We start from the raw sequence: 15988 nt of genomic DNA, 5'->3' as shown, positions 1-15988 counted from the left end.
CAAGCCAAGGCTAATCCCAAATGACGAATGATCAATATAGCACTACCCACTAGGGTTAGGACATAAAAGAAAAATTCAAATCGCTCAATCCCTTGTCAGGTAAGCTCTTGTCTTCACCATTGCCAATTGCCCATTGCCCATTGCCCATTGCCTATTCCCTATTGCCTAGCGCGTAGCGCTATAACTAATCCTCAAACCAACTCGCCCGCCATGCGGCTTCGGCTTGAACTACTGTCCACTCCCGTTGTTTTTTCCGATATTGTCGCTGAAATTTAGTGGTATGGGCAAGCAGGTTACGGATTTGATTCCGCACTTTGACCAATTGCGGTTCTGTAAACTCAATTTCGGATAGGCGCAGGTTAACGGCAATAATTCGGGTTAGGGTTGAATCATCGTCATCCTCCGGCGTTTGGGTTTCGACTAAAAGGTTGAGTAGATTTGAACCCGGACTGCTTTCACCCGCCGCATCCGCTTTGGTTGCCGCTTCCAGGACAGTTGGGGGTAGTTTATCAGGAATAATACCCTCTTGTTGTAAAAGATGATTCGTCTCCACGGAAACCGTTTGCAAGGTGAGAGCAATTTGGTCTTCGAGCATCTCTTGCCACTGTAGCAGTTGATCCGGCAGAATCGGTTTTTGTGGGGTGAGGGCTGAATCGCGAGATGGGTTCGTCGTCGTTTCCGCCGAGGATTCCGTTGACTCCATCAGCGGTTCTAACTCCTCATCCTCATCCTCATCTTCTAGTTCATCGTCCAGGCTTAAGGATAGGTCTTGAGGAAGCTGTAAGTGTAAGAGTAACTCCTCTTGTCCTTCCTTGCCAATCTGACGCAGGGCTTGCTGTAGATTTTGGCGCTGATTGAAAGACAGACTTAAAAAGGCGTCTGGATAGCCTTGAGTACAAACCTGGTAGCTTGCCAGCATCAACTGTTTTTGCACTGTTTGCGCCAACACCGTCAAATAGGTGGCGTAACTGTCGTGAAGTTGGGAAGCCAGATGTGCGATCGCTTCCTCCATCTTACCTAAGTCCTGCTCAATGCGTTCAAGTGCGCTCACCATTATCTGCTACTGCTCCCGATAGGTATCCTTTTAACCAAAAACTTAGGGTGGGTTAGGCGGACTTTCATGAAGGCGGTACCCATTTAATTAACTATCTGCCGTCACCCACCACTGTTAACGTTCTTGGGTGTATTTTTCTTAAATCGGAAGTTGAATTTTCTCCGATAACGAAGGGCGCACGCCATGCGCCCCTACGGACACGCGCCACGCACCCCTACGGGCGCACGCCATGCACCCCTACAATAAACGGCTTCAGCGACGCGACGTTTAGTCGGATGATTCCGATTCAATCCCCTCACCCAGAACATAGCGGGTAAAGCGACGCACTTGGATATTTTCCCCTAACAGCGCAACGGTTTCTTTGACCAACTCTTCGACGGATTTGCTTTGATCCCGGATATAGGGTTGGTCAACTAACGATAATTCTTTCAATCGTTTCTCAATCCGACCCTGAACAATCTTCTCTTTAATATTGTCCGGTTTCTTGGCTAAATCATCGCGCCCCATTTCAATGTCTTTTTCTCGTTGAGTAATCGCGGCGGGAATATCGTCCACCGACACATACTCGACGTTCGGACAAGCTGCCACTTGCATCGCGATATCCTTGACTAAGGCTTGGAATTCCTCGCGACGAGCCACAAAATCCGTCTCGCAGTTGACTTCCACTAAGACACCAACTCGTCCCCCAGTGTGGATATAGCTTCCCACAATTCCTTCAGCCGCCATCCGACCGGATTTTTTCTCAGCTGAGGCAATTCCTTTCTGACGCAGCCATTCGATGGCTTTGTTCATATCGCCCTCATTCTCTTTGAGCGCTTTTTTGCAGTCCATCATGCCTGCGCCAGTTTTTTCCCGTAACTCTTTGACGAGTTTTGCTGATATTTCCGCCATCTTGCCTTTATTCCTCCTTTGTTTTTGTCGGTGTCAATGGACAACGGACAGATAACCCCAGTGTATCGGGTGAGCTGGAAATCGCCGCTTATTCTTCGCTGTCTTCGCCTTCCTCGGCGCTGTCCTCGCCTTCCTCGGCGCTGTCCTCACCTTCTTCCTCCATGTCTGACTCAAAGGAGTCCATATCTTCCTCGCTGTACTCGTCTTCCATTTCGTCTAGGGCTTCGGCAAACTCTTGCTCGTCCTCTGTTTCCAGTTCCCCGTGACGCCCTTCATAGATGGCATCGGCTAACTTACCAATGATTAGTTTAATTGACCGAATCGCATCGTCATTGGCGGGAATCGGAATATCCACCACATCCGGGTCACAATTGGTATCCAGCATCGAGACGACGGGAATGCTGAGTTTTTCACATTCTTTGATGGCATTGTATTCCCGGCGCTGGTCAATAATTACTACAATGTCGGGGATGCGCCGCATCATTTTGATGCCACCGAGATATTTTTGTAGCTTGCCTAATTCCCGGCGCAGTACGGCGGCTTCTTTTTTCGGCAAGAGGTCAAGGGCACCACTTTCTTCCCGGCGTTCCAGTTCTTTTAATCGTTCCACCCGCCCTTTGATGGTTTCCCAGTTGGTCAGCATTCCCCCCAACCAGCGTTGGTTGACGTAGTACGCGCCACACCGACTGGCTTCTTGGGCAATAATTCCGGCGGCTTGGCGCTTGGTACCGACAAACAGACAACGTTTTCCTTGTTCGGCGGCGGTTCGCATATAGCTGTAGGCTTCTTCCATCAACTGGGCGGTTTGCACCAAGTCAATGATATGAACACCATTTCGGGCAGTATAAATGTACTGATCCATGCGGGGATTCCAGCGACGGGTCTGATGACCAAAGTGAACCCCGGCTTCCATCATTTGAGCCAAAGAGACGACTGGCATAATTAATTTAAACTCCTTATTCGGGTTTATCCTCCATTCAGGCGGATTTCCTTGGGGAAACACCCGAAATCCTGAATGTGCGATTTTTGACAACCTTTCTAAGGTAACATAAATAGTCGGACAACATTCAAGTTGACGGTTGGGAATGGGCAATGGGCAATGGGTAATGGGCAATGGGCAATGGGGAAGAGTCGGGATTTGACCTTGGATTGGCAACGCGCCCGTCAAGACACACCGGGCTGTGAGACGGTTTTACATTTCAATAATGCAGGTGCAGCATTAATGCCGCAGTCGGTTTTAGATGCCGTTGTCGGGCATTTACAGTTAGAAGCCCAAATTGGTGGCTATGAAGCGGCGGCACAGCAAGTTGAGGCAGTGGAACGGGTGTATGATGCCGTGGCGACACTGTTAGGCTGTCAGCGCCAGGAAGTTGCCCTGATTGAGAACGCCACCCGAGCCTGGGATATGGGGTTTTATAGCATACCTCTGAAAAAAGGCGATCGCATCCTTACCGGGGTATCGGAATATGGTAGTAATTTCATTGCCTTTCTGCAAGTTGCCCGGAAGACAGGGGCAACCATTGAGGTGATTCCCAATGATGAGTTTGGGCAAATTTCTATTCCTAAATTACGCCAAGCGATTGATCAGCGGGTGAAGTTAATTGCAATTACCCATGTTGCCACGAATGGGGGATTAGTTAACCCAGCCGTGGACGTGGGGAACGTGGCAAAAGACGCGGGTATTTTATATTTACTCGACGCCTGTCAATCGGTGGGACAAATGCCCATTGATGTGCAAGAAATTGGCTGCGATATGCTCTCAGCGACGGGACGTAAATACTTACGCGGACCCAGAGGCACTGGATTTTTGTATGTTAGAGAAGCGGTAATTGAGCAATTAGAACCACCCTTTTTGGATATGCAAGCTGCTGAATGGGCGAGTAAAGATACATTTAAAATTCGTGCCGATGCCCGTCGGTTTGAAAATTGGGAAACCAACTATGCCGGAAAAATTGGCTTAGGTGTGGCGGTTGATTATGCCTTAAATTGGGGACTGGCAGCGATTGAGCATCGGATTCGTGAGTTGGCGGACACATTGCGTGACCAACTGCATGATATTGATGGGGTTACGGTTCAGGATTTAGGACAGAAAAAATGTGGGATTGTTAGCTTTACGGTTGCGGGAAAAGAACCCAGTGAAATTAAGCAGTTACTGAGTGATCAAAAGATTAATCTATCGGTTTCTTCCGCCCAAGGCACACGATTAGATATGGACGCACGCGGATTGACGTCTGTGCTAAGGGCTTCGGTTCATTATTACAATACCGAAGCCGAAATTGAGCGATTTAGTACAACATTGGCATCTTGGGTTTGACAGGGAACGGGGAATGGAGAAACCTACCCCCCAATTCCTCTGCGAACCTCTGCGTTAACCTCTGCGTCCTCTGCGTTAAAAAAATACAACTCGCAACCAGACAAATTATCACACAATTGCCGTCAAATTATTACCAAACTGTAGTGGCGTGAGTCTCCCAGCTTCCCCAAGGCTAACCCCCGATTATTCCAGGCTTCGGCGTAGTCGGGTTGGCATTGAATCGCTTGGTCAAACGACGCGATCGCACCGATTGTCTTGATGCACCATTTGAGTAGAGGGCGACCCGAGGAAATTGAGGGGATTGGTGTTGTTTATTGATGCCGGCGGGTCGCCCCTACAGTTAATTTATGCCTTGATTATTAAATTATATTTTAATTCTTTGTCTTTTATCTGAATAAAAAATAATTGATTTTTATCTATAGTTTGATGATGAAATAGGCAAAAAAACACACCCTGAGTCTTAAGCACTAACGAGGGGCATCAATAGTTTCGACTCTCTTTAAATTATGAAGAAACAGCCACAGCACTTAGTTCAGAGGGGTGGACAACCGTGTTCAGTGATAATTCAACACCATTCGGCTCAGATTTTTCGCTCGATAAACAAGCAATCGCTGGCTTGTTAATACAAAGCGATGGCATTGTTGCCAAGAGATGGTGATTCTCACTATACACTTCTACATCTGTGAGAGTAATGAAATTACGAGAACTCTTGAACCAATCCGAAAGACTGGAACGGGAACGATAGCCATTTAAGGGCATATTAATGGTCAAATTTCCGACAATTTGAAGATTATTGACGGTTAAAACGTTAACTCTCAGTTCTCTCATCAACTCACTCCTGCCAAATCAACAATTTCCCTATTATCATCCCTGAAAATCAAGAGGTTGTCTAAAAAAGGGCGAGACTCTTGTTGCACCTGACCCTCCATTACAGCATTTTGCAACGTCATAAACGCCCGGAGGTCTTGTAAGTCGTATTTGCTTCTGAGTAACCGTCGTAGTTGGTCTTCGGCTTCTCTGGTGAGATAGCGTGTCGTTAGTGCCTGTTGAACAATTTCGCGAATCAACATGATTCTAGTCCCCATTTTACCCTTTCATTAGGTTCTCAAGTTCAGCAGGTGCGTTTTATGCAAAAGTCGGATTTTTGTTACAAATCTTTACATTTCGTCCTTTGTCATACTCGCGCAAGCGAGAAGCAAGCTACGTCATTCGTCAGGGAACAGGGAACAGGGAACAGGGAACAGGGAACAGGGAACAGGGAACAGGGAACAGGGAACAGGGAACAGGGAACAGGGAACAGTAAGGGTTTGATGGTGATTTACTTGCACTTAATACAGTACCGTTTTATGCGAGTCCGACTACTTATCAGGGAAAATGTATCATTGCTTCCCCCGCTACCCCAGCTACCCCCGCTACCCCCGCTACCCCCGCTTCCCCCGCTTCCCCCGCTTCCCCCGCTTCCCCCGCTTCCCCCGCTTCCCCCCCGCCGCTTTTGTTAAACTTTTGTAAAGATTGGTGTCATCTTGCATAAAATCGCCCCTGAGTTCGTGAGACCTCTATGAACAGAGTGAAGTCGGTGTATCAACGCAATCCCAGGTAACTGATGTACCAACCCTATCCCTATCGATGAATGCCATAGACCAACAGTTAAAGCAACTGGCACAGGATGCACAACAGCATCCGCCCCGCAGTAAACCACGACAGCAAGCTTTAGCCAAGCTATTGGGTGCTATTCAGCAGTCCGGGAAACTGACTCGTCCCTATCCCGGACAATTCCACGGTTTTTATGAGGATATTTATGATGAAGCCAAGCAACGCCTATTTTGTTATATTTGCGAAAGAATTGATGACTATAACCCCAGTTTTGAAGTTTTGCAATGGGTAAACTTTCTGCTCAAGCAGCGATTTTTCATGGAAGCTAGTCGTTCCATTATGCCAACCCTGCATAAAGGAGTCGATGCTAAACGAGTCAAGCGTTTAACCCTGGATGACTTAGAGAAAAATAATCCAGCCGAAATTAATCCGCAGTTGACGCCCTCCCTGTCCCAAGAAATCATTCACTATCTAGAAACTGACCCCGAAGGACTGTTTACTCAAACCTATACGTCCAATCAACCCGCCGCCAACTTCCAATTTTTAGCGTTGAAACTTTTATCTGGTTACTCCTGGAAAGAAATTTCTGAAGAACTAGGAATTAAAATTTCCACCTTAAGCAGTTTCTACCAGCGTTGCTTAACTAAATTTAGTCCCAAGTTAAGAGACTACTTATCATCCTAATCCCTGAGGCACAGAATACAATGTTCCATACTAAGAATGAACCCCTAATGCTGACCGTACCCCTAACGTTAGAAGCCCATCAAATCGCTCAACAGTTTCACCAACAGCATTGCCCCCAAAAGGCAAAACAAGTTTACCTGAATACATTAGCCGTTTATGCGGTCAAGACTTCTTTAAAATGCCTAGGAATTCCGACCAACTGGCAGGCGAGTGATAGTTGGAATCCGATCATGCAAACCTTGGCAAATACAGCCGACTTATTGATTAAAGATATTGGCAAACTAGAATGTCGTCCCGTCTTACCCAACGCGGCTAGCTGTCATATCCCCGCAGACGTTTGGTCTGACCGGATTGGGTATGTCGCGGTTGAGTTGAATCAAGCCTTAACACAAGCCAAGTTACTGGGATTTTTACCCAGTGTTAAAACCGAGGAAATTCCCCTAACTCAACTTATATCACTGGAACATTTATTAGACCAGCTTAATTCAGCCAGACAACCCGTACAACTCAGTCAATGGCTACACAATATTGTTGATGCGGGTTGGCAGACTTTGGAAACATTATTCGATTCATCGCCAACCGAACTCACCTTTAATTTTAGAGGTTATACGCAAATCGCTAATCAGTTAGCCGAACCATCTGATCTGAAGATTACACGCGGGAAGCGACTGACATTAGGACGACGATATGATGATGAACAAGTCATATTAGTCATGAATTTGACACCAACCTCCGTATCAGAACTCGACATTTCAGTTGAAATTTATCCCACCAACGGTCAAACCTATCTGCCGAAAAACCTGCGACTGATGATTCTCGATGACACGGGAGAAACCGTGATGCAAGCTGAAGCCCGAAGCACGAAGCAAATTCAATTACAGTTTAGTGGAGAACCGGGAGAATGTTTCAAAGTCAGGGTGGCGTTAGCTGATATCAGCATGACTGAAATGTTTATTATTTGAACCAGAACAATGAACAATCAACAATGAACCATGAACCATGAACCATGAACACTATGCCCAAAAATTAGTAATCTTGAAACTCGATGGTGATTTTCAAAGCCACGGATTTCGGGTCACATTAGCCATTGGTCAGGATGAATCTCCGCCAGATATTGAACTAAAAGGGCTATTAAACGCAGCGCCTGAATTAGCCGATCGCATCCAGTCTCATTGGCAGCATAAGTATCGGTGTATTAGCGCCCCCTATCGGATTAAACCGAAAAAAATCATCTATGATGGTTCCATAAGTCAGCGCCTGCGAGACTGTCAAGACTCGGCGAATGAACTGCGCGATCGCTTGCAAGCCTGGTTAGATGGGGAAGGGTTTCGCCCCCTGGATCGGCGGTTACGGGAAGCCCTTAATCCGCAAGATACCATCCGCTTCTTAGTATCTACCAGTGACCCCCACCTACAAAAACTTCCTTGGCATTTGTGGGATTTTTTTGACCATTATCCGAAAGCAGAACTCGCCTTAACTGATCCTCAGTTTGAACGTCCGTCCCAATTTACCTCAAATCAGCGCACGCCTACAGTAAAAATTTTAGCGATTCTTGGTCATAGCCAGGGAATTGATGTTGAAAACGATCGCCAATTACTCGCAGCTTTACCCCATACCGATATTACCTTTTTAGTCGAAAAAAGCCGCCAGGACATTAACGACCAACTCTGGGAAAAACATTGGGATATCATTTTTTTTGCCGGACATAGTGAAACCGAAGGGGAAACCGGACGGATTTATATTAATCAAACCGATAGTTTAACCATTGATGAACTCTGGTATGGGCTGAGAAAAGCCGTTGAACGCGGATTAAAACTGGCTATTTTTAACTCTTGCGATGGCTTAGGATTAGCCCGACAACTGGATGATGTCCAGATTCCGCAAATGATTGTCATGCGGGAGTTAGTCCCCGATCGCGTGGCGCAAGAGTTCCTCAAGTATTTTCTCACTGCCTTTGCTCAAGGTCAATCCTTCTATTTAGCTGTCAGAGACGCCAGAGAACGATTACAGGGATTAGAGAGTCAATTCCCTTGTGCCAGTTGGTTACCCGTAATTGTCCAGAATCCCACCCAAGTTCCGCCAAATTGGAACGATTGGATTAGCAACACGATCGCCAAACCCGTTAAGCGGAGGTGGCGAGGTTGGCAATTGGTACTGGGTGCAAGTGTCATGGTAACCAGTTTAGTCATGGGAGTGCGATCGCTAGGTTGGTTACAATCTACAGAACAGCAAGCCTTTGATCAACTCCTACAAATGCGTCCCACGCCATCCCTTGATTCTCGGCTATTGTTGGTTGAAGTTACGGCTGGGGATATCAAACAGTTAGGCGGTGAGTATCCCCTACACGATCGCACCCTGCTGAAACTACTGCAAAAACTAGACACCTATCAACCCCGCGCCATTGGTTTAGATATCTTTCGCGATCGCCCAGAGGGGGAAGGGCGGGATGAATTGGTACAATATCTGCAAACGAGCGATCGGGTGATTCCTATCTGTGTTATCCCGTCCTCCCAAATCCCGGAAGGGGTTGCGTCTCCCCCTGGAGTTCCCAAAGAACGGTTAGGATTTGCGGATATTGTGGTTGATTCGGATGGGATTGTTCGCCGTCATCTCATCGCCATGAAACCGCCAGCGGTATCCTCTTGTTCCACCTTCTATTCGCTGAGTTTTCAATTAGCCCTACGATATCTGCAAGCCGAGGGAATCTCGCTTGAATTTATGTCCAAAGATCAGTGGCAATTGGGTTCAGTGACGTTAACCAATTTAAAGGCAAACCCCGGCTTTTATCAGGGCGGTGTCGGATTGGAAGGGTTTCAACTCTTACTTAATTACCGTTCCCCAGAATTTTCCCAAACGATGGTGGAACGGGTAACTCTGAGTGACGTTTGGGCAAATCGCGTGAATCCTGATTTTTTGCAGGATAAAATTATTTTAATTGGCATGACTGATCCCACCATTAAAGATGAATTCCAAACCCCTGGTAATCATGAAATGCGGGGGCTATTCCTGCATAGTCAGATGGTCAGTCAGATTATTAGTGCCGTTAGGGGAGAACGCCCCTTGCTGACGTTTTTGCCTCTCTGGGGGGATTGGGTTTGGGTGGGGATGGGGTCAGTTGTTGGGGGTGCGATCGCGTGGCGCTATCGGGGTTCACTGGTACGCTTGGGATTAGCAATGGGAATCACTATGGTAACGATTAATGGTATCGGCTGGTTTATTTTTATTCAAACTGGCAGTATATTACCCATGGTGCCAGCAACGCTAGCTGTATTCGCAACAAGTGGGAGTCTTGTGACTTACCAGGCATTTAAAACGTCGCGATTCGATTAAACCCCTTAAACCTATGATTGCACTAAAACTTGCTTTAATCCTGGCGATAACCGTTCTTGAATTGACAAGTCATCGACCTTTTGTTCAAGCCCATCCTATTCAAGAGTTAGCAGATATTAAACAAGATCCTCCCCTTGACGACAGACCCCCTGATCGCAAACCCGCTGGAACTCGTGGACCTTGTGAACCGACGGATCAACCGTTTACCCCGTTATTACCGATTACCGACTCTGATTTCAAGTTTTCTGGCTTTACTTTAAAAGCATATCCCACGTTTTGGTTTTATATTCCCTATCAGAGTAACACGATTAATCGCGGCGCATTTTTTCTCAGAGATTTACAGCAAGGAACTCGAACCTATCAAGTCAGTTTTCAGCTTCCGGAAACACCAGGATTTGTCAAAATTAGCCTGCCGATTACAGCCCGTCCTCTAGAACTTAACAAACAGTATAGTTGGCAATTCACGCTTTATTGTGCATCTAATGATCCGACAGATTTCTCTCAAATCGTTTGGCATCAAGGCTTGATTGAACGGCTTGATCCTCAGCGATTAGAAACGAAGACGGCAACGGCTTTGGTGCTGGATCGGATGGAATTTTATCGGGATAATCGTCTTTGGTACGATATCTCAGCCGATTTAGTTCAAATCTATGACTTTCCTCTGGCTTGGCGTTATTTGTTACGAACCTTAGATTTAGAGGAACTGAAAAAAGAACCAATCGCGGGTTCAGTTCAGCCTATTGGCGATATTCGGGAACAGGAAACAGGGAACAGGGAACAGTAAGGGTTTGAGGTTTGTTAATATTTCGTAGTACAGGGTACAGGGTTTCTGTTCAGGTACTTAAAGTTAGGACTGAATCGATCTTCTGCCTTCTCTGGACAGTTCTCCAAGACTCTTAATCCATATTCATTTTGTAGCAGGGACAGATTCTATCCAGATAGAGTTCCCCGGATGATAATAACTCAGATGTCGCCAAGGCACCATTGTAGAGACATTGCATGCAACGTCTCTACTTGCGCGAGTATGACAAATGACAAATGACGATTTTAGCCGTTAACGTTTATTGTCCCTACCGACTTAAACATCCATTCTTGATTGCCAATACGGATAATATTCCCCGGAGTTAGGGTATAAGGTTGATGGGGAGTAAGCCGTTGTCCGTTGATAAATGTCCCATTAGAACTTCCCACATCCGTTAACTGATATTGGAGTTGACCTTGAGCATCTTGGAATGGGGTAATCTGAGCATGATAGCGAGAACTTAACCCATCATCGAGAACTAAGATATTACTTGGTTCTCGTCCAATCGTGCAGGTACTGGCGGATAAATTGAATTTCGCGCCCGATGCGTTGTGGATTAGACGCGCCTGTACTCCACTAGCGGGTTGGGCAATTATCGTGGGGGCTAATACGGGTTTATCTCTGACAGGGAGATTGGCTGGGGATTCGTCAGCGCTGGGTAAGGAATTGGGTTGAGGGGAAGTACCAAGCGCGGCAGGATTGCCATTGGCAGACTGTGGTGCAACAATATTAACGTGTTGTATGGGAGGTGGGGGTATTACCGGACGACTGGCTTCGGCGATTTGCATTTTTAAGGCGGCTTCGTGTTCCGCTTCCTGTCTGGCGCTCATTCCTTCGATTTGGCGAATGATTCCCCGTGTCTGGGGGAAGTTGATATCACTAACTCGCACGTCTTCTAAGGCAAAGCCTAGGGAATAGGATACCTCAGCATGGTCAAGTAGGTATTGGCGGATATGGACTCGTCCCTGGTTAACTAATTGTTCCATCTGCAATTGACCCACAGCTACCCCTAAGTTATCTTTTACCGCACTTATCAGCGCTGCGATGGGATCTGAGAGTTCCAAGGCGACTCGTCTGGCATCCACGACTTGGTACATGACGTTGAGGGAAATATTAATCAAATATTGGTCGCGGGATAGAAAATCGCCTTGGGAGACGATTTCCAGGTTGCGAATCTTGCTATCAACCAGAACGAGTTCACATTGTTCAAGCAGGGGTAAGGCGAAGCTAAAATGACGCCCCGGTTTCAATTTGCGGACAAATTTCCCATTTTTGACCAACAAACCGGTATAACCTGCGCCGATAAAGTCCATACTCCACCCAACCCAGCGTTCTGGGTTTAGCGTTTGAATGAGGGGGGAAGTGGTGCTAGACATGAGCGGTTTGTGAGTAACAGGAGTGGGCAGGTTATTTATATTTTTAGACTAACAAAGGTTTTCCGGATTCCGGCATGGTAACGATGACGGGATGGGTAGCTGTTCGGTTTCGGGGTGGGCGAAAAGCAATTCACGATAGCGTTCTTCTCAATCTTATACTGGGTCAGGTATCTTGGTTCGGCTGGAACTCTTGAGTTAGGCTTGATCAGGATGGGTTAACGGGTAGGAGAACCAAGGTTAATGGCGTACTGGCTTTTTCAAGGCAATCCCAAGTATTACCGGATTATTGATGCGATTGGCGATTTTGTGCAAATGCCGTGGTTGGTGACTCGCTATGCTAAGGATATGGCGGCGGGTGATGGGGTTTTGATTTGGAAAGCCGGACAGGATGCGGGGATTTATGCGATCGCGGAAATTAATCAAAGTCCCCCTTGAGATCCCCCTCTTCCCTTCAAAAGGGGGAAGCCAGCGGATGCTTCGCTTTTTGTTCCATGGGGGATTTAGGGGGATCTAAACTTTGATCGTTAGTCAGATAAAGTCTTAAGTTGACTCGGATAATTAACGTGCGCCCAAAATAATGTAATATTTATTCTACTACTTGAGTTGGAGTACGCCAGTTGACCCCAAACAACCTCATCGGATCTAAGGCTAAAGCCCTTACTACGAACATCGGTGCGATCGCATCTCATAAACGATCGCTGATTCGGTCTATTCTGTTGGTTATTATTGGCTTGGCTTTGGCGTTAGGGCTGGCGAATTGTGATACTCAGTCTCCCCAAACTAGCGAGAGTTCCGCGATTCCGGCGGATACGCTGGTTTATGGTTCTGGTGGACAACCGGTGAATCTGGAACCGGGAAATATTACTGACGGCAATTCTCTTGTCGTGCAGCATCAAATCTATAATACGCTGCTAAGTATTAAACCGGGAACCACTGAGTTAGAACCGGGATTGGCGACGGAGTGGACAGTATCTGAGGATGGGAAGACATGGACGTTTAAGCTACGCGAGGATGTTAAATTTCATGATGGTAGCGATTTTAATGCTGAAGCGGTAAGGTTTAATGTAGAACGTTGGTGGAATCCCGACAGTGAGTTTGGCTATCGGGATGCGGGCAAAAATTACGAGATTTGGGCGAATTTGTTTGGCGGATATCAGGGAAGTCCGGATTCAATTTTGCAAGATATTGTGGTTGTGGATGATAATACGATTGAGTTTATTCTCCAGCAACCCTTTGCTGCATTTCCAGCGGCGATAGCTTCGAGTTATTTTGGGATTGCCAGTCCCGATGCGATTCAACAAGCCGGGGCGGATTATGGTACTCCAGCATCCTTGGCAGTGGGTACGGGATCGTTTATCTTTAAAGAATGGCGGACTGGCGATCGCATTGTTCTGGACAAGAATCCGAACTATTGGAAACCGGAGTTACCCAAGTCTGATCAATTGGTGATTCGCTTCATTACTGATCCCTCGGCAAGGTTAGCTCAATTACGGGCGGGTACGATTAATTTTACGGTGGATTTATCCCCCGATCAACTCCCAGAAATCGAAAATGATGCCAACCTAGACGCCGTATTTCGCCCCTCGTTTAATGTTGGCTATCTGGCATTAAATCCCAGCTATGAACCCCTTTCTCAGGTAGAAGTGCGTCGTGCGATCGCGCAAGCTATTAACACCTCAGAAATTGTCCCCGCCTTTTGGGGAGAATTGGGTGAACATGATAACCATTTTACCCCGCCATCTCTCTCAGAATATCAATCTGAGCAAATTATCAATTATCCCTACAATCCCCAACAAGCCAAACAACTGATTGCTGATGCAGGGTATCCTGATGGCTTTGACCTAGATTTATGGTATATGCCCGTCAGTCGTCCCTATTTTCCCACACCCAAACCCATCGCCGAAGCGATAGCCGCCGAATTAAGTGCTATTGGCATTAACGTCAACTTACAAACTAAAGATTGGGCAGCTTATTTAGAGGATCGGCGAAAATCACCAGGATTTCAAGCGTTTATGTTGGGATGGACAGGGGATTATGGTGATCCGGATAACTTTTACTATGCACACTTTGGTCCCGGCGCAACCGAAGATTTAGGCGGCTGGAAAAATGAGGACGTTCTCCAGCTTTTAGAACAGGGAAGGGCGACAACTGATCAAGCCGAACGGACTCAAATTTATGCCCAAATCGATGAAATTTTAGCCCAAGAAGCCATCCGATTACCCATCGTTCACTCCCAACCTTTATTAGCCAAACGCAAAACCGTTACCGGGTGGACACCCAGTCCCCTAGGTTCAGAACCCTTTGAGACAATCAGCCAAAGTTTGTAGTTGCGCTTGTAGTTGCGCTTGTAGTTGCGCTTTAGCGCCATTAAAAGTAGAGCGTTGACCACAAACCCTTAATTAACTCAATCCCTATTACTCTTGTAAATTGACTTGAACGAAAAGATGATTAAAATTTTGAGGAAATTATTTAGTTCTCCGTGTCAATCTGTGTTCCTCACTATTCAGGCTTCTGTCTGCATCATCCCTTCTGTGTCATCTGTGTTTTTGTCAATACTGAGTCATAATTTTTATCGAAACTTAAAAAAAATACATGCATCCAACCAGACATGGGGAGTGAGACGAAAACCATAAATTATACAAAGTTTTACGAATATTCAAGGGATTTAGCTGTGTCAAAATTAATTTTGCCCACAAAAAACCCACCATAGATAGTATACCTGAAAGCCGCACAACTCTCTCACAACCGCTGTAACCCCTGAAAAATCGTAGCGTTTTCCCAAAAAGGGGTAAAAAACGAGTAATTATGACGTTTTGTTGAGACGAGGCTCTGATTGAAAAAATTAAATCGTTCTGGAGTAAAGAATAGTTTAAGTTATTAGAACTTGACAAAATGAGGCGAAACGACATTGAGTCAAGGGGATTCGCCGAATGATACTCCCAAGCAGGAACGTTTAACTGACGAGGGGTTTGGGGAGCGATAAGTCCCACTCCATAATCTTCGATTTGGTGTGGGATGCCTTCACTCCCCAAGTCAATCAAGGGGGTTCAATGCCCCCTTGATTGACATCTCCCCTAATTCTACTACCGTTGGTCATTACCAGTAGACTACGCTATAATAGATGCATGATCAACCTGAACTACACCTATCGAATTTATCCTGATGCCGAACAAGTTGAGTCACTCAACGAGTGGCTCGAAACTTGTCGGGGTGTTTATAACTATGCCCTTAGAGAGCTAAAGGACTGGATTTCTTCAAGGAAGTGTCCAATCGATAGGTGTAGCTTGGAGTCAGAATATATCATGGCGGCTGACTATCCCTTTCCTGGGTATCAGCAACAGCAGAACAACTTACCCAAAGCCAAGAAAGATTACCCAAGATTAAAAGCGGTACCCGCTCAGGTATTACAGACAACTGTTAGGCGGCTGCACGACGCTTGGGACTTTTTCAAAGAGCGAGGTTATGGGTTCCCAAGGTTCAAAAAGTATGGGCAGATGAAGTCAATACTTTTCCCTCAGTTCAAGGTAAACCCTATAACCGGATGGCAGATTAAGCTGCCCAAACTGGGCAATGTCCAGATCAACCTACATCGACCCATCCCAGATGGGTTTGTGGTTAAACAGGTCAGGGTGATCAAAAAAGCGATGGGTTGGTTTGCTGTAATTACCATACAATCTGATATCTCTATCCCTGATGCCTTCCCACACGGTCACTTCATTGGGGTAGATGTCGGGTTAAATAGTTATTTGGCTACTAGTGATGGCTTCATAGAGCCAGGGCGCAAATTCTTCAAGGAAGAGCATCGTAGGCTGAAAGTGCTACAACGCAGGTTATCCAAGAAGAATAAGCGTTCTAAAAACTATGAAAAAGCTAGGCTCAAGGTAGAGAAACAGCATAACCATATTGCATTCAAGCGGAAAGACTATCAGTACAAATTGGCTCAC

General features: G+C 46.3%; 14 protein-coding genes and 1 pseudogene. 8 read left to right on the top strand and 7 right to left on the bottom strand.

Annotated elements, in window-relative coordinates; translation table 11 throughout:
• Positions 1–184: 184 nt before the first annotated feature.
• From RIE73_RS21570 to rpsB, 3 genes are all read right to left on the bottom strand, one after another.
• Positions 185–1054: a hypothetical protein gene (locus RIE73_RS21570; RefSeq protein ID WP_446403136.1), complete on the bottom strand. Its 870-nt coding sequence runs from the start codon at positions 1052–1054 to the stop codon at positions 185–187.
• 267 nt (positions 1055–1321) lie between these two features.
• Entirely contained in the window at positions 1322–1945 is a 624-nt protein-coding gene (gene tsf, locus RIE73_RS21565; RefSeq protein ID WP_446403135.1) for a translation elongation factor Ts, read from the bottom strand.
• 88 nt (positions 1946–2033) lie between these two features.
• On the bottom strand, positions 2034–2885 hold the full coding sequence (gene rpsB, locus RIE73_RS21560; protein ID WP_446403188.1) for a 30S ribosomal protein S2: 852 nt from the start codon (positions 2883–2885) through the stop codon (positions 2034–2036).
• Between the two features lie 159 nt (positions 2886–3044).
• Here rpsB and RIE73_RS21555 point away from each other — a divergent pair, with 159 nt between their 5' ends.
• Positions 3045–4259, top strand: coding sequence for an aminotransferase class V-fold PLP-dependent enzyme (locus RIE73_RS21555; protein WP_446403134.1), 1215 nt, complete (start codon positions 3045–3047; stop codon positions 4257–4259).
• A gap of 122 nt (positions 4260–4381) precedes the next feature.
• Here RIE73_RS21555 and RIE73_RS21550 read toward each other — a convergent pair whose 3' ends face one another.
• The 3 genes from RIE73_RS21550 to RIE73_RS21540 all read right to left on the bottom strand — a co-directional run bounded on the left by RIE73_RS21550 (position 4382) and on the right by RIE73_RS21540 (position 5329).
• Positions 4382–4501, bottom strand: a complete 120-nt coding sequence (locus tag RIE73_RS21550) for a tetratricopeptide repeat protein (RefSeq protein ID WP_446403187.1) — start codon at positions 4499–4501, stop codon at positions 4382–4384.
• Positions 4502–4763: 262 nt separating this feature from the next.
• Complete coding sequence (locus RIE73_RS21545; RefSeq protein WP_446403133.1) at positions 4764–5087, bottom strand: DUF6812 domain-containing protein; 324 nt, start codon at positions 5085–5087, stop codon at positions 4764–4766.
• Positions 5087–5329 (bottom strand): hypothetical protein, encoded by a 243-nt coding sequence (locus tag RIE73_RS21540; RefSeq protein WP_446403132.1) that lies wholly within the window; start codon positions 5327–5329, stop codon positions 5087–5089. The genes RIE73_RS21545 and RIE73_RS21540 overlap by 1 nt, the downstream gene beginning before the upstream one ends.
• A gap of 556 nt (positions 5330–5885) precedes the next feature.
• Between RIE73_RS21540 and RIE73_RS21535 the strand changes: the two genes are divergently transcribed.
• Genes RIE73_RS21535 through RIE73_RS21520 form a run of 4 tightly spaced genes read left to right on the top strand, consistent with a single transcriptional unit; the run spans position 5886 to position 10650 of the window.
• Complete coding sequence (locus tag RIE73_RS21535) at positions 5886–6536, top strand: sigma-70 family RNA polymerase sigma factor (protein ID WP_446403131.1); 651 nt, start codon at positions 5886–5888, stop codon at positions 6534–6536.
• Positions 6537–6583: 47 nt separating this feature from the next.
• The gene (locus RIE73_RS21530; RefSeq protein ID WP_446403130.1) at positions 6584–7498 is read left to right on the top strand and encodes a DUF1822 family protein; all 915 of its coding nucleotides are present in this window, start codon (positions 6584–6586) and stop codon (positions 7496–7498) included.
• 37 nt (positions 7499–7535) lie between these two features.
• Positions 7536–9866 (top strand): CHASE2 domain-containing protein, encoded by a 2331-nt coding sequence (locus tag RIE73_RS21525; RefSeq protein ID WP_446403129.1) that lies wholly within the window; start codon positions 7536–7538, stop codon positions 9864–9866.
• Between the two features lie 13 nt (positions 9867–9879).
• A complete protein-coding gene (locus tag RIE73_RS21520; RefSeq protein ID WP_446403128.1) occupies positions 9880–10650 on the top strand; it encodes a DUF928 domain-containing protein in 771 nt (256 codons plus the stop codon).
• Between the two features lie 263 nt (positions 10651–10913).
• Here the strand turns inward: RIE73_RS21520 and RIE73_RS21515 are convergent, their stop codons facing one another.
• Entirely contained in the window at positions 10914–12044 is a 1131-nt protein-coding gene (locus RIE73_RS21515; protein ID WP_446403127.1) for an FHA domain-containing protein, read from the bottom strand.
• 240 nt (positions 12045–12284) lie between these two features.
• Between RIE73_RS21515 and RIE73_RS21510 the strand changes: the two are divergent.
• From RIE73_RS21510 to RIE73_RS21500, 3 genes and pseudogenes are all read left to right on the top strand, one after another.
• Positions 12285–12473, top strand: a pseudogene (locus RIE73_RS21510) (EVE domain-containing protein); the annotation flags it as partial.
• Between the two features lie 248 nt (positions 12474–12721).
• Entirely contained in the window at positions 12722–14371 is a 1650-nt protein-coding gene (locus tag RIE73_RS21505) for an ABC transporter substrate-binding protein (RefSeq protein ID WP_446403186.1), read from the top strand.
• Between the two features lie 798 nt (positions 14372–15169).
• A partial coding sequence (locus tag RIE73_RS21500) for an RNA-guided endonuclease InsQ/TnpB family protein (RefSeq protein ID WP_446403126.1) occupies positions 15170–15988 on the top strand: 819 nt, incomplete at its 3' end.

The organism is Coleofasciculus sp. C1-SOL-03, assembly GCF_040220555.1.
GTDB lineage: Bacteria > Cyanobacteriota > Cyanobacteriia > Cyanobacteriales > Coleofasciculaceae > Coleofasciculus.
Note: the sequence above shows the minus strand (reverse complement) of the source record. Positions and strands in the feature narration are given on the sequence as shown.